14 protein-coding genes are annotated in these 18,557 nt (G+C 71.7%); 7 read left to right on the top strand and 7 right to left on the bottom strand.

All coding sequences use genetic code 11. The features are described from left to right. Positions 1-3: 3 nt before the first annotated feature. The 4 genes from HDC93_RS31745 (at position 4) to HDC93_RS31760 (ending at position 7,935) form a co-directional block, all read left to right on the top strand. Positions 4-978 carry an enediyne biosynthesis protein gene (locus HDC93_RS31745; RefSeq protein ID WP_221517396.1) on the top strand — a complete coding sequence of 325 codons (975 nt, stop codon included), beginning with the start codon at positions 4-6 and terminating at the stop codon, positions 976-978. Continuing rightward, positions 975-6,824 carry a type I polyketide synthase gene (locus tag HDC93_RS31750; RefSeq protein WP_185014281.1) on the top strand — a complete coding sequence of 1,950 codons (5,850 nt, stop codon included), beginning with the start codon at positions 975-977 and terminating at the stop codon, positions 6,822-6,824. Before HDC93_RS31745 ends, HDC93_RS31750 begins: the two co-directional genes overlap by 4 nt. A 77-nt stretch (positions 6,825-6,901) precedes the next feature. After that, entirely contained in the window at positions 6,902-7,360 is a 459-nt protein-coding gene (locus tag HDC93_RS31755) for a thioesterase family protein (RefSeq protein ID WP_185014282.1), read from the top strand. Then, positions 7,357-7,935, top strand: coding sequence for a flavin reductase family protein (locus HDC93_RS31760; RefSeq protein ID WP_185014283.1), 579 nt, complete (start codon positions 7,357-7,359; stop codon positions 7,933-7,935). Before HDC93_RS31755 ends, HDC93_RS31760 begins: the two co-directional genes overlap by 4 nt. Positions 7,936-7,958: 23 nt before the next feature. Here HDC93_RS31760 and HDC93_RS39810 read toward each other — a convergent pair whose 3' ends face one another. Beyond that, on the bottom strand, positions 7,959-8,672 hold the full coding sequence (locus tag HDC93_RS39810) for a helix-turn-helix transcriptional regulator (protein ID WP_398987206.1): 714 nt from the start codon (positions 8,670-8,672) through the stop codon (positions 7,959-7,961). A gap of 1,313 nt (positions 8,673-9,985) precedes the next feature. Here HDC93_RS39810 and HDC93_RS31770 point away from each other — a divergent pair. From HDC93_RS31770 to HDC93_RS31780, 3 genes are all read left to right on the top strand, one after another. After that, positions 9,986-10,294, top strand: a complete 309-nt coding sequence (locus HDC93_RS31770; RefSeq protein ID WP_221517397.1) for a hypothetical protein — start codon at positions 9,986-9,988, stop codon at positions 10,292-10,294. Between the two features lie 47 nt (positions 10,295-10,341). Next, positions 10,342-11,601: a nucleotide sugar dehydrogenase gene (locus HDC93_RS31775; RefSeq protein ID WP_185014285.1), complete on the top strand. Its 1,260-nt coding sequence runs from the start codon at positions 10,342-10,344 to the stop codon at positions 11,599-11,601. A gap of 197 nt (positions 11,602-11,798) precedes the next feature. Continuing rightward, positions 11,799-12,332: an EF-hand domain-containing protein gene (locus HDC93_RS31780; protein ID WP_185014286.1), complete on the top strand. Its 534-nt coding sequence runs from the start codon at positions 11,799-11,801 to the stop codon at positions 12,330-12,332. Between the two features lie 112 nt (positions 12,333-12,444). Here HDC93_RS31780 and HDC93_RS31785 read toward each other — a convergent pair whose 3' ends face one another. From HDC93_RS31785 to HDC93_RS31810, 6 genes are all read right to left on the bottom strand, one after another. Beyond that, a complete protein-coding gene (locus HDC93_RS31785; protein WP_185014287.1) occupies positions 12,445-12,891 on the bottom strand; it encodes a DUF6917 domain-containing protein in 447 nt (148 codons plus the stop codon). Beyond that, a complete protein-coding gene (locus HDC93_RS31790; protein ID WP_185014288.1) occupies positions 12,888-13,838 on the bottom strand; it encodes a Gfo/Idh/MocA family protein in 951 nt (316 codons plus the stop codon). The genes HDC93_RS31785 and HDC93_RS31790 overlap by 4 nt, the downstream gene beginning before the upstream one ends. Continuing rightward, positions 13,835-14,962, bottom strand: a complete 1,128-nt coding sequence (locus HDC93_RS31795; RefSeq protein ID WP_185014289.1) for an Ldh family oxidoreductase — start codon at positions 14,960-14,962, stop codon at positions 13,835-13,837. The genes HDC93_RS31790 and HDC93_RS31795 overlap by 4 nt, the downstream gene beginning before the upstream one ends. A 63-nt stretch (positions 14,963-15,025) precedes the next feature. Then, positions 15,026-16,318 (bottom strand): M20/M25/M40 family metallo-hydrolase, encoded by a 1,293-nt coding sequence (locus HDC93_RS31800; protein WP_185014290.1) that lies wholly within the window; start codon positions 16,316-16,318, stop codon positions 15,026-15,028. Further along, complete coding sequence (locus HDC93_RS31805) at positions 16,315-17,220, bottom strand: sugar phosphate isomerase/epimerase (RefSeq protein WP_185014291.1); 906 nt, start codon at positions 17,218-17,220, stop codon at positions 16,315-16,317. The genes HDC93_RS31800 and HDC93_RS31805 overlap by 4 nt, the downstream gene beginning before the upstream one ends. Before the next feature lies 1 nt (position 17,221). Then, positions 17,222-18,298, bottom strand: a complete 1,077-nt coding sequence (locus HDC93_RS31810) for a Gfo/Idh/MocA family oxidoreductase (protein WP_185014292.1) — start codon at positions 18,296-18,298, stop codon at positions 17,222-17,224. Positions 18,299-18,557: the final 259 nt, after the last annotated feature.

The raw sequence follows: 18,557 nt of genomic DNA on the forward strand, positions 1-18,557 counted from the left end.
GAGATGACCGAGGCACCCACCACACCCCCACGGCACGACCCGAAGATCGTCACCGCGCTGCGTCGGTTCGCCATCTCGATCACCGTGCTCAACGTCGCCGGGTACACCGTGCTCGGTTTCGAACAGCCCTGGCTGTGGCCCTTCATCGCGGTCGCCGTCGGCTACTGCGTCGAAACGGTCCTCGAGTTCATCGGCGCCCGGGTCGAGAACCGCCGGCCGCGCTTTGCTGGGGGCGGGGCGAAAAGGGTCATGGAGTTCCTGTACCCCAGCCACATCACCGCGCTCGCCGTCAACATGCTGCTCTACGTGAACGACCGGCTGTGGGTGATGGTCCTCGGGGTCGTCATCGCGGTCTCCGCCAAGTGGGTCCTGCGCGCACCTGTGCGGGGCAAGCCGCGGCACTTCATGAACCCGTCGAACTTCGGCATCGCGGTGGTGCTGCTGCTGTTCCCCTGGGCCAGCATCGCGCCTCCGTACCAGTTCACCGAGTACACCGACGGGGCGGTCGACTGGATCATCCCCGCAGTGATCGTCACCCTGGGGACCCTCCTCAACGCGAAGCTCACCGGACGGATGTGGCTGATCGGCGGATGGCTGGTCGTCTTCGTCCTTCAGGCCGTGCTTCGAGGGGTCCTCTTCGACACCGCGATCCCGCCGGCCCTGGGCATGATGACCGGGGTGGCCTTCGTGCTGTTCACCAACTACATGGTCACGGACCCCGGGACCACTCCGTCGCGGCCTGTCGCGCAGGTCGCCTTCGGAGGCGGCGTCGCCGCGACGTACGGGATCATGACCGGGCTGGGCATCGCGTACGGGCTGTTCTTCGCCACCGCCGTGGTCTGCCTGGTGCGCGGCGGCTACCTCTGGCTGGTGTACCTGCGCACCGAACCGAGCGGTACGAAACCGGCACCGGAGTCGGCCATCGAGGCCCGGGGCGTCTCCTCGGGGGCGGCCGGGAAGGCACCGGTGGCGGCATGACCCGCGTAGCGATCGTCGGCATGGCCTGCCGGTTCCCGGACGCCGCTTCCCCTCGCGAACTATGGGAGAACGCGGTGGCCGGTCGGCGCGCCTTCCGCCGCATCCCGGACGTACGGATGCGCCTGGACGACTACTGGGACCCGGACCCGGCCGCCCCCGACCGGTTTTACGCGCGTACGGCCGCCGTCCTGGAGGGCTACGCCTTCGACCGCGTCGCGCACCGGGTCACCGGTAGCACCTACCGCTCCACCGACCTCACGCACTGGCTCGCCCTGGAGACCGCCGGCCGGGCGCTCACCGACGCCGGATTCCCCGAGGGCGGCGGACTGCCGCACGCCCGGACCGGTGTCGTCGTCGGCAACACCCTCACCGGGGAGTTCACCCGGGCGGGCGGCATGCGGCTGCGCTGGCCGTACGTACGCCGCGTGCTCGCGGAGGCGCTGCGCGGCCAGGGCTGGGACGACGACCGGCTCGCCGTGTTCCTCGACGGCGTCGAGAAGACCTACAAGCAGCCGTTCCCTCCGGTCGACGAGGACTCGCTCGCGGGGGCCCTGTCGAACACCATCGCCGGGCGGATCTGCAACCACTTCGGACTGGGCGGCGGCGGGTACAGCGTCGACGGCGCCTGCTCCTCCTCGCTGCTCTCAGTCACCACCGCCGCTGGCTCCCTGCTGAACGGGGACCTCGATGTCGCCGTCGCCGGCGGCGTGGACCTGTCCATCGACCCGTTCGAAATCGTCGGCTTCGCCAAGACCGGCGCCCTCGCCCGGTCGGAGATGCGCGTGTACGACCGGGGCTCCAACGGGTTCTGGCCCGGCGAGGGCTGCGGCATGGTCGTGCTGATGCGTGATGAGGACGCCCGCGCTGCCGGCCTGCGCCGCTACGCGACGATCGCGGGATGGGGCGTCTCCTCGGACGGGCAGGGAAGCATCACCCGCCCCGAGTCGGGCGGCTACCGGCTGGCCCTGGCACGCGCCTACGAACGGGCCGGGTTCGGGATCGACACGGTGCCGTTCTTCGAGGGGCACGGCACCGGCACCCCGGTGGGCGACGCGAATGAACTCGGCGCCCTCACCGCCGCTCGCGCTGAGGCCGATCCCGGCGCACCGGCCGCCGCCATCGGCTCCGCCAAGGCCATGATCGGCCACACCAAGGCCGCCGCCGGGGTGGCCGGACTGATCAAGGCAGTGATGGCGGTGGACGCGGGGCTGATGCCTCCCACCATCGGCTGCCAGGAACCGCACGAGCTGCTCACCGGACCGGGAGCGGGCCTGCGCGCGCTGCGCACCGCCGAGCCGTGGCCCCGGGACATGCCGCTGCGCGCCGGGGTCACCGCGATGGGCTTCGGCGGCATCAACACCCATGTCGTCCTCGACAAGGAGGCGCCGCCGCGCCACCGGGCACCCAGTCGGCGCCACCTCACGCTCGCCGCTTCCCTCCAGGACTGCGAACTGCTCCTCCTGGACGGCGCATCGCCGGCCGAGCTGCGCGAGCGCTTGACCAGGGCGGCCGACCTCGCGCCCCGGCTGTCCTACGCGCAACTCGCCGACCTGGCCCATACCCTCCAGCGCGACCTGCGCGAACTGCCATGGCGCGCAGCTGCGGTGGTGACCTCGCCGGAGGACGCCGAGCGCCGACTGCGGCAGTTGACCGACGCGCTGGAGCAGGACCCGGGCCCGCTGGTCACCATAGACGACCGGGTTTTCATCGGATGCGCGGAAGGCGAGGCCGGGCGCATCGGCTTCCTCTTCCCCGGCCAGGGTTCCGGCCGGGGCACCGACGGCGGCGCGCTCCGCCGGCGCTTCGCCCAGGCCGCCGAGGTCTACGAGCGGGCCGGGCTGCCCGGCGACGGCGACCCGGTCGCGACCGACGTGGCGCAGCCGCGGATCGTCACCGCCGCCACCGCCGGACTGCGCGTACTCGACTGGCTCGGCGTGGAGGCCGAGTCGTCGGTCGGGCACAGCCTGGGCGAACTCGTCGCCCTGCACTGGGCGGGAGCCCTGGACGAGGCGCTGCTGTCGGAGGCGGCCCGGGTACGCGGCGAGGCCATGGCCTCGCACGGCGAGCCCGGCACCATGGCGTCGCTGTCGGGGAACCCCGAGCGGATACGGGCGCTGACCGACGGCCTCGACGTGGTCATCGCCGGGTACAACGGACCCGAGCGGACGGTCGTCGCCGGACCGGCCGACTCCGTGGCCGCCGTCACCGAGCGGGCCGCCCGGGAGGGCGTCGCCTGTACGCCGCTCGCGGTGTCCCACGCCTTCCACTCCCCGCTGGTCGCGTCGGCCGCCGACGTCTTCGGGGGCTGGCTGGACGACACGCGGTTCGGGCCGGTGCGGCGCCGGGTGCTGTCCACGGTGACCGGGCAGGAACTGGCCGAGGACACCGACCTCTGCAAGCTGCTGCACCGGCAGATCACCGAGCCCGTGCTCTTCACCCGGGCGGTCCAGGAGGCGGCCCGGGACGTCGAACTCTTCGTCGAGGTGGGCCCGGGGCAGGTGCTCAGCTCCCTGGCCACTGGTGCGACCGGCGTTCCGTCCGTCGCGCTGGACACGGACGAGCGGTCCTTGCGCGGTCTGCTCCGGGTCGCCGGGGCCGCGTACGTGATCGGCGCCCCGCTGATGCATGAGCGGCTGTTCACGGACCGGCTCACCCGGCCCCTGGACCTCGACGCCGAGTTCGACTTCCTGGCGAGCCCGTGCGAGAGCGTCGCGCCGGACGGGTTGTCGGCCGTGCCGTCCGCGGGGGAGCGGGACGCGAACGGAGCCCCGTCGACCGGCGGGGAGACGCAGGCGACCGGCGACGGCGGGCCCGCCGTCGAACCGGACGGCAGACAGGGGCCGTCGGGCATCGAGGTGCTGCGCGCCCTGGTGGCCGAGCGGACCGAACTCCCCGCGGAGCTGGTGCGGGACGACAGCAGCCTCCTGGACGACCTGCACATGAGCTCCATCACCGTAGGGCAGATCGTCAACCAGGCGGCCACCCGCCTCGGACTCGCCACCGCACACGCCCCGGCCAACTTCGCCACCGCCACCCTGGCCGAACTCGGCGAGGCTCTGGACTCGTTGGCCGCCACCGGCCCGGACGGGGGAGCCGGGACGACCCCGGCCGTGCTGGGCGCCGCCTCCTGGGTTCGGGCCTTCGCCGTGGACCTGGACGAGGAGCCGCTCCCAGCGGCCCGGGCCGAAGCATCCGACGGCGACTGGGAATTGTTCGCGGCGGAGGGGCACCCGTACGCCGAGGAGCTGTGCAGCGCGTTGCGCAGCGCCCGAGTGGGGCCCGGCGTCCTGGTGTGTCTGCCGCCGCGGTGCCCCCGCGACCGGCTGGCGCTGGTGCTCGACGGTGCGCGGCGTGTCCTCGCGGGCGAGGCGGGGCAGCGGTTCGTACTGGTCCAGGAGGGTCTCGGCGCGGCCGGTCTCGCCAAGTCCCTTCATCTGGAGGCTCCTCACCTGCGGACCACGGTCGTGGACACCCCGGCGACCGACGGCGTCGTGGACCGGATCGTCGCCGAGGTGGCGGCGACCACGCGGTTCACGGAGGCGTCCTATGACGCCGCCGGGACGCGCCGGGTGCCCGTGCTGCGGGTGCTGCCGGTGCGTGGCGGGCGCACCGACGAGGTGCTGGACTCCACCGACGTCCTCCTGGTGACCGGGGGCGGTAAGGGGATCACCGCGGAGTGCGCGCTCGCGGTGGCAGCACGGACCGGGGCCGCCGTGGCGGTCGTGGGCCGCTCCGACCCGGCCCGCGACGAGGCCCTCGCGGCGAACCTGCGGCGCATGGCAGACCGGGGCGTCCGGGTGGGGTACGCCCGCGCGGATGTCACCGACCCGGAGCGGGTGAGCGCGGCGGTCGCCGAACTGACCGCCGAACTCGGGCCCGTCACCGCGGTGCTGCACGGCGCCGGACGCAACGAACCGGCCGCGCTCGCCGATCTGACCGAGGAGGACTTCGAGCGCACCCTCGCGCCCAAGGTCGACGGGCTGCGGGCCGTCCTTGCGGCGGTCGACCATGGCGCCCTGAAGCTGCTGGTCTGCTTCGGCAGCGTGATCGGGCGTACCGGACTGCGCGGCGAGGCGCACTACGCAACCGCCAACGAGCGGCTCGCCGACCTCGCCGAGCGGGTGGCCGACGCGTCGCCGCACTGCCGTGTGCGGTGCGTGGAGTGGTCCGTGTGGTCCGGTGTCGGCATGGGCGAGAAGCTGTCCGTCGTCGAGTCCCTGGCCCGCGAGGGCATCACGCCGATCTCCCCGGACCAGGGCGTGGAGGTTCTGCTGCGCCTGATCACCGATCCGGACGTGCCACCGGTCACCGTCGTCACCGGCCGTACGGGAGAGCTGGACACGCTGCGCCGGGAGCGCCCCCCGCTGCCCCTGCACCGGTTCACCGTCGCCCCGCTGGTCCGCTACCACGGCGCCGAGCTGGTCACGGAGGCGGAGCTGAACGTGGGCACCGACCCCTACCTCGGGGACCACCTGCTCGACGGCAACCTGCTGCTCCCCGCCGTGATCGGTATGGAGGCCATGTGCCAGGTGGCCGCCGCGGCCACCGGGTGGAGCGGCGTCCCGGTCCTGGAGGACGTGCGGTTCCTGCGCCCCGTCGTGGTGCCGCCCGACGGTACGGCCCGGGTGCGGATCGCCGCCACCGTCACGGACGCGGACACGGTGGAGGTCGTCCTGCACACGGAGGAGTCCGGATTCGTCGCCGAGCACTTCCGGGCGCGGTTGGTGTTCTCCGGCCAACCGGCGCCCGAGGGGCCGCCCACGCTCCGCGGGCCGGGCCTCGGGGACGTACCGCTGGACCCGGCGGCGGACCTCTACGGCGATGTGCTCTTCCAGGGCGACCGGTTTTGGCGGCTGCGCCGCTTCCACCGCGTCTCGGCGCGGCACGTGGACGCGGACCTGTCGGTGGCCGAGGCGTCGGACTGGTTCGCCCCCTACCTCCCGGGCGGGCTGCTGCTGGCCGATCCCGGAATGCGGGACGCGCTGATGCACGGCAACCAGGTGTGCGTGCCCGATGCCACCCTGCTGCCGTCGGGCATCGACCGGTTGTACCCGCTCGCCGCGGGCGCCGACGTACCGAAGGAGCTCCGCTACTGCGCGGTCGAGCGGGAGCGCGAGGGCGACACCTACGTGTACGACATCGCCGCCCACGCCCCCGACGGACGCGTCGTGGAACGGTGGGAAGGATTGCGCCTGACGGCGGTGCGCAAGGGGGTGCGGAGCGGTTCGTGGGCCGCGCCCCTGCTCGCGTCCCACCTGGAACGGACCGTGGAAGAGCTGACCGGGCAGCGGGTGGCCTTCGCGGTGGAGCCGTACGCGGGGCAGGGGCCGGACGAGGCATCGGCGGACAGCGGGGTGCGTCGTTCCTCGACGGCGCGGGCCGCGAGCCGTGCTCTGGGCGCTCCCGCCGCTGTCACCTACCGGCCGGACGGCCGGCCCGAGCTGTCCGAGGGCCTGGTCGTGTCCGCCTCGCACGCGGCCGGGTGGACGCTGTGCGCGGTGGCTGACGCCGCCGCTGTGGGCTGCGACATAGAACGCGTCGTGGCCCGGCCGACGGCCGAGTGGGAAGGGCTTCTCGGCGATCATGCCCCGCTGGCTGCGATGGCGGCAAAGGAGACGGGAGACAGTTACGACACCGCCGCCACCGCCGTGTGGGCCGCTCTGGAATGCATGCAGAAGGCCGGCCTCACCACGCACGCCCCGCTCTCGCTGACACCGCGCACCGTCGAGGGCTGGACGGTGTTCGCCTCGGGTGGGCTGCGCGTGGCGGTCCTGGCGACCCGGCTCAAGGGCGTGCCCGATCCGGTGGCGGTCGCGGTCCTTGTCGCGGCGCAGCCACGCCCATGACAGTGGCCCCGCACACGCGAGTACCTGCCGCACTCGTGCGGCAGGCTCCGCACCGCTCAGGAAGGAAGGACAGGTTCGTGGCGGACCACTTCGAGTACCGGCATGTCGTCGGCTTCGAGGAGACCAACCTCGTCGGCAACGTCTACTACGTCAACTACCTTCGCTGGCAGGGGAGGTGCCGTGAGATGTTCCTGAACGCCCATGCCCCGGAGGTGCTCGCCGACATCCTCGCCGATCTCAAGCTGTTCACCCTGAAGGTCGACTGCGAGTTCTTCGCCGAGATCAGTGTGTTCGACGAGCTGTCCATCAGGATGAGACTGACCGAACTCCGTCAGACGCAGCTGGAGTTCACCTTCGACTACGTCCGACTCGACCCCGAGGGATCCGAGCGGCTTGTCGCCCGGGGCAGGCAACGGGTCGCGTTCATGAGAGGTCCGAACACGGCCACGGTCCCTGCTCCCGTGCCCGAACCACTGGTCCGGGCGCTGGAAGCGTACGCTCCGTCGCCTCGCCCCCGGACCGGGTGGAGCGCATGACCGGTCTTCGCGAGACCGCCCTTCCGCCCCGGCGCGACACGGACGCGAAGGAGCTGCGTCACGCGTTCGCGGAGTTCGCCACCGGAGTCACCGTGGTGACGGTGGGCGGGCCCTCCCCGCGCGGGATGACGGCCAATTCCTTCACCTCTGTGTCCCTGAGCCCGCCGCTGCTGCTCGTCTGCGTCCACAACGACGCCGTCATGCAGCAGGCTCTCCACCCCGCGCCTCACTTCGGGGTGTCGGTGCTCGGCGCTGCCCAGGAGGCCGTGGCCCGGCATTTCGCCGACGACTCCCGCCCTGCGGGTCTGCAGCAATTCGACCCGGTCGGCTGGTCCCCCGGCGCCACCACCTCGGTACCCCTGATCGGCGGTGCGCTGGCGTGCTTCGAATGCGAGAAGTGGCGTGTGTACGACGGCGGCGATCACACGATCCTCGTCGGCGCGGTGGTCGGCTGGACTCGGTCACCGGCGGCGAACGCAGGGAGCACCGGGCCGGGAACGGCCAGGGACGCTCTGCTCTACTTCCGCGGCCGGTTCCAGATGCACGGCTTTGCGGCCGAGGGGCCGCCCCGGTGAAACACAGGCCGGGGCGGGACAGGTCATGAACCGAGCGGGGCCGGGCGTAGTCCCCCGTGGGGCACCGAGCAGAGACGAAGAGTGGCCGGCTTCACCCGGTGCAGGCGGATCGCGACCGGGCCCGGTGCGTGGTCCGCAGACGTGGTGACCGGCCCGACGCCGCCGACCGCCGGGGCGTGCCCCACCTGGCGCCCTTCGCGGGTTCTCTGTGTCACGGAACGTGCCAGGACATGCCAGCTCCCCGTGGGCACGTTGTCGAGTACGAAGGCCCCGGGGCGGAGCAGCACCTTACAGCGCACCGGGTGACCGTCCGGGACGGGGGAGGGGAAGAGTCCCACGAAGACCACCCCGGACTGATCCGCAGAGGGCGCTTGCACGTGTCCGTGAAGCGGCATCAGCGCCGTCGGGGTGCCGTCGCCCCGCTGCGGGCCTGCCGAGGCGAGGGGGTCCGCCGAGCGGAGCCGCCGGTACGCGGACGGGGTGACACCCGTGCAGGACTTGAAACATGAGCTGAAGGTCCCGACGCTGCTGTATCCGACGGCGTGGCTTATCTCGGCTATGTTGAGCCGGGAATCAGAGAGGAGCCGCTTCGCCTCCTCGAAGCGGACGGCTCTGAGGAAACGTCTGGGAGAGACTCCTATCAGGTTCGTGAACTCCCGGGTGAAGTGGAATCTGCTGAAGCCGGCCGCCTGGGCTATGCCGTCAATGGTCAGGTCTTCCCTGAAGTTGTGACACATGTCCGCTATCACATGAAAAGCGGCTCGCGTAATTGCAGTCTCCAAAACCTCTCCCTCACCAGGAATTGCAGTCAGCGACTGGACGACACCAGTCAGCGACTGGACGATGCCAGTCGCAAAAGGGGTGATGCAGTGTCACGGCCGGTGGGGTGACTCATTCACGGACGAGATAGTTGAACATACAAATATATGCTCCTCGGCTCGAGAAAAGAGACGGTGGGTTTCCGGACGATTCCGTTCCTGCACCCGGTCTGGTCGATGTGAACACTCGAATCTCTAACATCGTGAACGGAACGGATCGGCGGCGACAGGCTGCCCCATGGTCGTCGGCTGGTTTCGGTGGGTTCTGTGCCCGGCTCGCCCCGATACGTAGCAGGAATTGGCTGGGAAGCGCCGGGATGCGGAGTCTTCGAGGGCTTTGGGCTCATGTGGCGGGAATGACGGAGGTGGCAGGTGAGGCGGAGGAGTGGAGTAGATATCCGACTACTTCAGGCCGGTGCGCCGGCGGTCGCGCTCCTTGGACGCCCGCTCGACTGACCCTTGTCCTCGCGGCAGCGAGATACCCCTTCGAGGCCGACGGTCGCCGGCGTGAGCCAGTGGCCGCCCCGTACGCAATGCATGCGGAAGGTGTGCGGTGGCCCTGGTCGCCAGGCGATCGGGGCGGGTTGCGTCCTGGGAAGTGCTGTACGGGTTGGACCTGATCCCGGGGTTTGCTCCGGCATCGGGCTGATGCCCGCATGGGCGAACGGCCACCGGCTGATCGTCGAAGTGTCGAAGCCTCGAAGGAGATCAGCACGATGCCGGGCACGCCGCTGCAGGACCGAGCTTTTGAGGCCCTGTCAACTCGAAGCGTGCCCTCTGTGGAGTGTCGGCCGTGCGGTCGCAGGCGCGGAGGGAGGGAAGGGGGGCCTGCGCCGTCTTGCGCCGTAACGCCTGCGTGATGGCGCGCGCTTCGATGCCCGCCTGGTGAAGGACACCCGTGAGGGGATTGGTGTGCCCGGTGAAGTGCAGGCGCGGAGTTGCGGGATGTGGTCTCTGGCGTTGGGGCGAGGGGGTGCCCGTCCTCGTTGATTACGCCCAAGGGCTCGACCAGGTCGTGCAGGTTGGGCTGGTACCCGGTGGCGGCGATGACCGTGCCGGGTCGCCGTGGGCTAGTAAGACGTGACACCGACGGGGCGCGGAAATCACCGACCGTGGTGTCAACCTCATTTGACTGCATCACTGGTTCGGGCGCATCAGGGTCGGGCCGTGCTTAGCGGGTGCGTCTCCCGAAAAGAATCATGTGGACCACACCCTGCCGAAAGGACCAATTCATGCGCTGCGCCTCGGTCTTCATGTTCGCCGCTGCCGGTGCGCTGCTCGCGGCGAGCGCGGCCACCGGCACCGCTGCCGCGGCGGCGCAGGGCGACGTTGTGGTGTTCAGTACGGAAGCGACGCCACTGACGGTCTATCGCGATCCGCACGGGTGCCAGAAGCTTCCGCCCGACGCGCATGTGCTGACGAACCGCACCGACCGTCCGGTCACCGTCTACGCCGACCCGTTCTGTCTGACCCCCGGCCTCACCGTGGAGCCCGGATACGGCTCGCACGTGGCGCCCGGCAGCGGCAGTTTCTCCGCCTGAGCCACCTCAGTTCCCGTTCCCCCCCACACTCAGGAGAACGTACGCACATGGCCGCCGATCTCGTCGTCATCGGGCTGGGGCATGTCGGGCTGCCGCTCTCCAGAGCCGCGGTCTCGGCCGGTATGGCGACCGTGGGGTACGACGTGTCCGGCACGGTGGTGTCCGGACTCGCCGCAGGCCGTTCCCATGTCGGCGGCGTCCGCGACGCTGAGGTCGCGGTCATGCTGGACGCGGGCTTTCATGCCACGACCGACCCAGCGGTCCTGGACGGCGCGCAGACCGCGGTGATCTGTGTGCCGACCGGACTCACACCGGAGGGCTTACCCGACCTGTCCGCGGTCGAGGACGCAGCCCGGGTCGTCGCCGCCCGGCTGCGCCCCGGCATGCTCGTCGTCCTGGAATCGACCAGCTATCCCGGCACCACGGAGGACGTCGTGAGGCCGCTGCTGGAGCAGGGCAGCGGGCTGCGGGCGGGCGAGGATTTCCACCTGGCGTATTCGCCGCAGCGCATCGATCCCGGCAACGAGACGTGGACCATCCGCAACACGCCGAAGGTCGTCAGCGGTTGCAGTTCCCTGTGCGCCAAGTACGCCGTCGCGTTCTACTCCCGGTTCGTGGACCATCTCGTCGTCGCCCGCGGCACGCGGGAGGCGGAGATGGCCAAACTTCTCGAAAACACCTACCGGTACGTCAACGTGGCCTTGGTCGACGAAGTGGCGCTGTTCTGCCACGAGACCGGCATCGACATCTGGGACGTGCTGCACTGCGCCGCGTCGAAGCCGTTCGGCTTCGCACCCTTCAGGCCCGGACCCGGCGTCGGCGGGCACTGCGTTCCCGTCGACCCCCGTTATCTCGCCGCGCGGGCTGAATCCCAGGGCTTCGCCTTCCGTACGCTGGCAGCCGCACACGAGGTTCTCGGCCGTATGCCGAACCATGTCGTGGACCGAGCGCTAGCCCTGCTCACCGAGGTCCGGGGCCGCCCTGAGGGCGCACGGGCCCTGCTGCTCGGAGTCACCTACAAGGCGGATGTGGCCGATGTCCGGGAGACGCCGGCGCACCCGGTGGCGGCAGGCCTGCTCGCCGCCGGTGCCGAGGTGTCCTACCACGACCCGTACATACCCGAGTTCACCGTCGGCGGCCGGTCATTGCCGCGCGCCGAGAACCTCCGGGAAGCCATGGCCCAGGCCGATGTGGCGATCCTGTTGCAGGACCACGCCTGTTACGCGAGGGAAGCACTGGGTCAGGCCCGCTGCGCTCTGCTCGACACCCGCGGCAAGGCCGTGGGCAGCCGGGTCACCCTTCTCTGATCCCCGCGCGCCGGCCTGAGTCGGTGCCTCCTCGCGCCGGCCTGAGTCGGTGCCTCCCCCTGCCGGCCTTCGCCGGCCCCAGAGCCCGCGCAGCGGAACCGCCCTGCGCGGTCGCGGCCCTGCCCAGGTGCCGCGGTCCGTCATCCACCCGACACCACTCGACATCAACGGACACCGTCCGAGACTAGGAGAGACACATGAGCACCGCTGTCGCCAACGACCGCCTGGTGAAGCGCTTCGAGAAGTGGGACACCGACGGCAACGGCGTCCTGGAAGCGAGCGACTTCCAGAGCGAGGCCGCCCGGATCGCCCAGAACCTCGGCAAGAGCGCCGGCTCCCCGGAGGTGCAGGAGCTCCACAGTGCCTTCCAGGGACTGTACGAGCACCTCGCCCAGAAGGCCGGCGTCCCGGCCGGTGGCGCCATCAGCCGGGAGCAGTTCCTCGACGCCACGGGGGAGTTGCTGTTCAAGGAGGGCGAGGCGAGTTTCAACCGTGCGCTCTCTCCCATCGTGAAGGCGTTGGTCCGCCTGTGCGACGACAACCACGACGGAGAGATCGACGCCCGCGAGTTCCAGGCGTGGCTGTCCGCCGTCGGCGTGCCGGCCTCCCAGGCCGGGGAGATGTTCCAGAAGGTGGACACCAACGGCGACGGAAGGCTTTCCGAGGACGAACTGCTGCAGGTCGTCCGTGACTTCCACTTCGGCAGCCTGAAGGTCGACCTGCTCGGCTGATCTGCAGCAGCGGCAGCTGTGACCCGGGTGGGCGACCGCCCGGGTTCCACCGCCACCGGATGGCGCCGCCCGTTGACCGGGCCGGGGCCATCCGGTGCGCCACCAGAGGCCTTCAGGCACCGGGCGGCGCGGGACCCGTGCCCTGGTCCCCGGCCCGGCCCTGGACGAAGGTGACGGCGGTCTCCGGCCGCAGGCCCAGGTCCGTGCCGCTGACCGGACGCGCCGCGTGGATCAGGATGTTGTAGTGGTTCGGTAGGTGGCAGGCGTCGAAGCCGAGCACCGTGCCGACCGTCGTGTCCCCGATCCTGAGCAGATCACCCCGGTCGATCACACCACCGCACAGCAACTCGGTGAAGCCCAGGAAACCGACCCGGTCGATCCGTGCGCCGGGGCGCGGGTCCCACTGGTCCGTGGTGACCAGTTCATGCACCTCGCCCCGGCGTACGCAGCGTGCCTCGTGCTCCTCCACCCGCATGCCGCGGTCCGTGCGGCGGTGCACGAGCACCTTGACCAGTGATCCGCGCACCACACGCTTCGGGCCGTCCTCCGCCGGATTCACCGGGCCGCCTCCGCTGCGGTCGTATCCCGTCCGGACCGGGCGCAGCGGTAGGCCGCCTCCACCAGTTCCAGCGAGGCCAGGCCGCTGTGCGCCCCCGGGCCGGCCGGGACACCGAGACGGACCAGCGAGGCGAACTCGGTGAGGATCGCCTCGTACTCGTGCCACAGCGACGCCTTGAAGCCGGTGTGTCCGGCCAGCATGTCGGCGTGCAGGACCTCTCCGTCGGCCATCTCCACCTCGATGTCCTTGAGTTCCCCCGGGTACGACCAGTCCAGCTCGACCGAGGCCGTGGTTCCCGTGCGGCCGCGCAGGCGGATCACCGCCTGACGGTCGATGCCGGAGCCGTCGCGGCGGATGTCGCAGCCGGTGACGGTGAGTTCGCCGAGCAGCAGCCGCACCAGGTCGAGGGCGTTGGGGCCGTTGTCCGCCACACAGCCGCCGCCGCAGCGGGCCGGGTCCAGATACCAGTCCTCGCCGCCGAGGTGCTCCTCGATGCGCTCCAGATAGCGCACCCGGACGGAGCGGATCTCCCGGCCCGTCGTCCGGCATGCCAGGGCGCGGACGGCGTCGTTGTACCGGCGGTGGAACGCCGTCATCAGCGGGACTTCGGAGCGCCGCGCCAGATCCACCAGCAAGGACCCCTCGGCTGCGGTGAGGGCGAGGGGCTTCTCCACGCAGACCGGGACGCCGGCGGCCAGGGCGTCCCGGCACAGGGGCAGGTGAACGTCGTTGGGCACGGCCACGACGAGGGCGTCCGGTCGCGCCCGGTACAGCAACGTGCGGTGGTCGCTGAAGCGTGCCGCCGGGCCGGGGAACTGCTCCAGGGCTTCGGCCCGGGCGTCGCACACGGCGGTCAGCCGCCACTCGGGCAGCCGCTCCGCGGCGGCCAGGTAGTAGGGGGAGATGGCGCCGAGACCGACGACGCCGAGTCGCAAGGGCCGCGTCATCGCGGGCTCCCGGGACCGCCGAGGAGGCCGAGGTCGGTCAGCTCCGCATGGAGGTGTGCAGGCATGGGGATGCCGTGGCGGCGGCGCTCGGTGGCGAGTTCCGCCTCCCGCCAGCCCGGATAGCGCACCGGTTCACCGCCGGGCACCGGCGGGCAGTCGGCGAGCGTGCCGAACAGGGACCGGGTCGCGGCGGCCACGTCCGCGCCCGGGCGCAGCACCTCCGGGGCGATCGCGAGGAGGAAGAAGCCGATGCCGTCGTCGCTGCCGTGCGGCCGGCCGTCGCCTTCCAGCGCGGCGGGCGCGGGCCCCACGGCCGCGCCGGACACCACGGCGGCCAGCAGTTCCACGGCGATGCCGAGCCCGTAGCCCTTGTGTACGCCCGTCTCGGCCGTGCCGCCCAGCCAGCGTAGGAAGGCCTCGCCGCGGTCGAAGGCGGACGGGTCGGTCACCGGGGCGCCCGCCGTGTCCTCCAGCCAGCCGGCGGGAACCGGCGTACCGCGGCGGGCGGCGACGCGGACCCGCCCGGTGGGGGCGACGGTGGTGCTCATGTCCAGCAGGAAGGGGTGTCCGTCGAGGGCCGGCGCGGCGACGCTCAGCGGGTTGGTGCCGAGCATCGCCACCGCGCCGCCCGGGGGCCGCGCGATGCGCTGGCCGCCGCAGTTGCTCGCGACCACACCGATCATCCCGGCGTGCGCGGCGCGTACGGCGTGGAAGCCGGCGCACCCGAAGTGGGTCGCCCCGCGCACCGAAACAAGCCCGACCCCGTGTCGTCCGGCCCGTGCCACGGCGTCGTCCATGGCCTCGGCCGCGGCCCACAGGCCCAGGGCGCGACGGGCGTCGACGACCACGCAGGCGCCCAGGTCGGTGAGGGTCTCCGGTTGGGCGCGGGGGTCGCAACGGCCGGACTCCAGCAACGGCAGGTAGAGCCGGGTGAGGTTGAACGCGCCGTGCGAGTCGAGCCCGGTCAGATCGCCGTGACACAGCGCGTCCGCGGCGAGCCGGGCCCGCGCGTCGGGGATGCCGTGGCCGGTGAAGAGGCCGGTGAGCGAGGCGTGCAGCTCCGCGTGGTCGACGAGGACGGTTGCGCGCTCGACCGCCGCTCGCGGGGCGGGGGGTGCCGTCATACGGGTTTCCTTACGGGGCGGGCCAGTTGTTTTCGCAGGTCGTTCGGTTGGCGATGTGGTGCTCTACGGAGGTCGCTGCGCCGACGCCGCCGGCAGTGCCTCGGCGAAGAGCGTGACGAGCCGGCGAACCACGCCGGCGAACTCCTCCAGGTCGGCGAGGTCGATGAACTCACCGGGCGCATGGGCGCGGTTGGCGGCGAGACAGCCGGGTCCGAGTACGGTGGTGAAGGCGTTGTCCAGGCCGGCCGCCCAGATGGCGTCGCACGTGAAGCCGGGGTCGCCGGCCGCCGGCCGGGCTCCTGCGCGGGCCAGGAGCTCCTCGGCCCACGGGTCGGAGTCGTCCAGCGCGGGCAGGCCCTGTTTGTCCCAGCCGAGCCGGGTGATCCGTGCCGCGTCCCGCGCCGTGCGGGCGAACTCCCGCGTGGGGGCGAAGCGTTCGGTGAAGTAGCGCACACCGTTGGCGAGATGCCGGGTGACCTCGGTCTTCAGGCGGTCGCCGTCGGCGGTGCGGCGGTACGACAGGTTCAGCAGCAGCGTGCCGGTGCCGTGGACGCGGTTGTGCGTACGGCCGGTGTGCAGTCCGGCGACGCACACCCGCGTACCGGGTACGGTCCCGTCCAGGCGGGCGGCGAGGTGCTGGGCCAGGAACCCGAGCAGCACAGTGGCGTTGTGTCCGGCGTCCGGGTGGTCGTCCACCGCGTCCTGGCCCGCGACCGTGATGCGCGCGGTCATCGCGGCGGTGGCCCGGGGCAGCGCGCGCATCCCGGTCGGTTCACAGAACACGTTGAGGCGGCCGTGGTGCCCGGCCTCCAGCAGCGGGCGGGTGCCGTAGGTGCCCAGGGCGCCCCCCTCCTCCCCGGCGACGGCCTGGAGCAGGACGGTGACGTCCCGTCCGACGGCGGGGTGGGACGCGGCGGCCCGCAGCCCGGCGAGGAGGGCCACGGCGGGTCCCTTGGCGTCGACCGCGCCCCGGGCGGTGAACCGCACGCCGTCGAAGGCGGGCGGGGCGTGTCCGCTGACGGTGTCCAGATGGACGTTGAACATCACGGTGTGCGCACGGGGACGCTCGGGTCCCAGTCGCAGCAGCAGACTGGGTTGGCCCGCGAGGAAGCGCGGATCGCGGGCGGCGGCGCGGACCGTGGACGGCACGCCCGGGCGGTCCAGGCAGGCGGCGGGCGGACTGGCGAGGCGGAGGGTGCGGAATCCGGCTTCGGCGGCGGCCGTCGCATACCGCTGGAGGATCTCGGGCAGCCGGGACGGCGGATCGTCCGGGCCGGCCTCCAGGGGGTTGACGCTCGGTAGGCGCAGCAGGTCCAGCAGCAACTCGCGGTGCCGGCCGGTGAACAGTTCGCTCACACCGGGCCGTCCAGCGGGCCGGTGACCGGCTGTCCGGCGCCCAGCAGCTCGGCGAGCGCCTGTCCGGCCCGTACGAACAGGTCGGCGGCGTCCTCACCGGCCCGAACCAGCCCCTCGTGGGGGCGCACGGCGAGATGGGGTTCCAGGGAGAGCGCTCCTGTGTAGCCATGGGCGGCCAGCAGCTCCAGGCATTCCGCCACGCCGGCCTCACCCTCGCCGGGCAGGGTGTAGGCGGTGCCGCCGTCCGGCGTGCGGACGGCGTCCTTGATGTGCACGTGGACGACGTATGGGGCGAGGTCACGGAGCAGGTCCGGGGCGCGATAGCCGTACGGGACGCCGTTGCCGGTGTCGAACAGCAGCCGCAGGGCCGGACTCTCCACGGCGCGCAGCAGTCGCAGCGCGCGGTCGGCCCGGTCCCCGGCCCAGCCCGCGCAGTTCTCGTGCGCCAGCACCAGGCCGGCGCGCGCGGCGCGGTCCGCCAGGACTGCGGTGCGGGCCAGGGCGCGGTCGGCCCACTCGGTCTCCGTCAGACCGTCGTTGGGGTACGACATGATCCGCACCAGACGGCAGCCGAGGGCGGCGCAGCGCTCGGCCAGGACATCGAGTTCAGCCAGATCCAGGCCGAGGTCGCCGGTGATGGGACGGGACCAGTTGCCGATCCGGGACGCGACGGCGGTCACAGTGACACCGGCGTCCGTGAGCCGCCGGGCCAGTGTGCCGAAGGCGGCCGGGGAGAGGTCGGCGAGGGCCGTGCCGTCGACCGTGCGCAGTTCGATGGCGTTCCAGCCCAGGCGTCGCAGGGCGGCAAGCTGTCCGTCGGTGCCGGTCGCCGCCTCGTCGCCGATACCGGCGAGCGGCCCGAACTCTTGGAAACGGGGTCTGTCGGTGCTGTGCCGGGACATGTCAGAGGCTCCCGGCGCGGGCGGGCGAGGTGACGGCGCAGTGTTCACGGGCCGCGCACAGCAGCCGGGCGGTCGCGCAGGCGAGCTGGAAGTTCCCGGCGTCCTCGGTGCCGGAGACGAAGCCGCGGTAGGCGCCGTCCAGGAAGTCGGTCAAGGCGTCGTCCCGGAAGACGTGGTGCCCGGTCCCGGGCGCTCCGTCCGCATCGCGGACTCCGGCCGACGGGGCCGCCGTACCGCGGTCGAACGGGGCGATCACCAACTGTGCGTGGTCGTCGTCCTCGCTGAGCGGGAAGTGGGCCGTGGCCGTCCCGCCTTCGAACTCGCAGACGACGCTGCGTTGCCGGACGGGTGCGCCGAGGTCGGAGCGCAGCAGCGTCACCACGCCCGAACGGTGCTCCAGTTCGACGTGTGCGCCGCCCAGGCGGGGCAGTCCGCGATCCTCGTAGCGCAGGTCCCAGCAGTGCGCCGACCGGAGTTCGGCCGGTCCGGCCAAGTCGAGGGCGAGTGCCAGGGAGTGGGGGATCTCCACGTCCAGGGCGGACGGATGCCCGTGGGTCGCCAGGGACCGCAGGAAACGAGGTTTGTGCTGGTCGACGGTGATACGGCGCAGGGAGCCGAGCCTTCCGCCGCTCACCAGCCGACGCAACCGGCCGGCGAGCCGGGAGGTGATCCAGTGGGCGACGGTCACGAGATCGAGCCCGGTCTCGTGACGCAACCGGATCAGGGCGTCGAGTTCGTCCATGGATGCGGCGAGGGGTTTCTCCACGATCATTCGGCGAAAGCCGTGTCCGGCCAGCTCCGCGAGGAGGTGGTAGCGCAGCCGGGGTGGTGTGCACACGTGGACCACCGCGGTGGCGGGGTCCACGTACCGCAGGGCCTGTTCCAGCGTGGTGACGGCCGTGACCTCGTGGGGCGTGCCGTGGAGCCGCAGACTGTCGGCGCGTGGGTCGCAGCCGACCGCGGGCAGGGCGACGAGCGGATCTCCCGTGGCCGCGGTCCGTCGGGCCAGACTGCCCAGCGTGTTCAGATGCAGTCCTGATCCGGACCGGCCGAGCCCGACCACGAGGGGCTGCAGCACAAGGCCTCCTGAGAGGGGGAAAGGGAAGGAAACGCGCGTGCTCATTGGCTTCGCCGCGCACAACTTGGGGGCGCTGCACCACAGTTGCGGCTACCCGCGGAAATGGTCAAGACGTCCTGAACGTCATTCCCTAGAACGTGTGAAGATGATCCTTTCCTTTCTCCGGCGACCGGGCGTCTGGTTAGTGTGGGCATTCCGCTGACACGACGGAGACAGGTGAGAGATTGCCTTCCAGTGGACAGATTTCGGCGCGCGCCGT

It is taken from the genome of Streptomyces sp. AK010, from assembly GCF_014207295.1.
Classification (GTDB): Bacteria; Actinomycetota; Actinomycetes; order Streptomycetales; family Streptomycetaceae; genus Streptomyces; species Streptomyces massasporeus.

Coding starts and splice junctions, on each gene's coding strand:
- HDC93_RS31790 (WP_185014288.1), bottom strand. CDS start 13,838: ATGACGCGGCCCTTGCGACTCGGCGTCGTCGGTCTCGGCGCCATCTCC.
- HDC93_RS31750 (WP_185014281.1), top strand. CDS start 975: ATGACCCGCGTAGCGATCGTCGGCATGGCCTGCCGGTTCCCGGACGCC.
- HDC93_RS31775 (WP_185014285.1), top strand. CDS start 10,342: ATGGCCGCCGATCTCGTCGTCATCGGGCTGGGGCATGTCGGGCTGCCG.
- HDC93_RS31795 (WP_185014289.1), bottom strand. CDS start 14,962: ATGACGGCACCCCCCGCCCCGCGAGCGGCGGTCGAGCGCGCAACCGTC.
- HDC93_RS31805 (WP_185014291.1), bottom strand. CDS start 17,220: ATGTCCCGGCACAGCACCGACAGACCCCGTTTCCAAGAGTTCGGGCCG.
- HDC93_RS31745 (WP_221517396.1), top strand. CDS start 4: ATGACCGAGGCACCCACCACACCCCCACGGCACGACCCGAAGATCGTC.
- HDC93_RS31770 (WP_221517397.1), top strand. CDS start 9,986: ATGCGCTGCGCCTCGGTCTTCATGTTCGCCGCTGCCGGTGCGCTGCTC.
- HDC93_RS39810 (WP_398987206.1), bottom strand. CDS start 8,672: ATGTGTCACAACTTCAGGGAAGACCTGACCATTGACGGCATAGCCCAG.
- HDC93_RS31780 (WP_185014286.1), top strand. CDS start 11,799: ATGAGCACCGCTGTCGCCAACGACCGCCTGGTGAAGCGCTTCGAGAAG.
- HDC93_RS31760 (WP_185014283.1), top strand. CDS start 7,357: ATGACCGGTCTTCGCGAGACCGCCCTTCCGCCCCGGCGCGACACGGAC.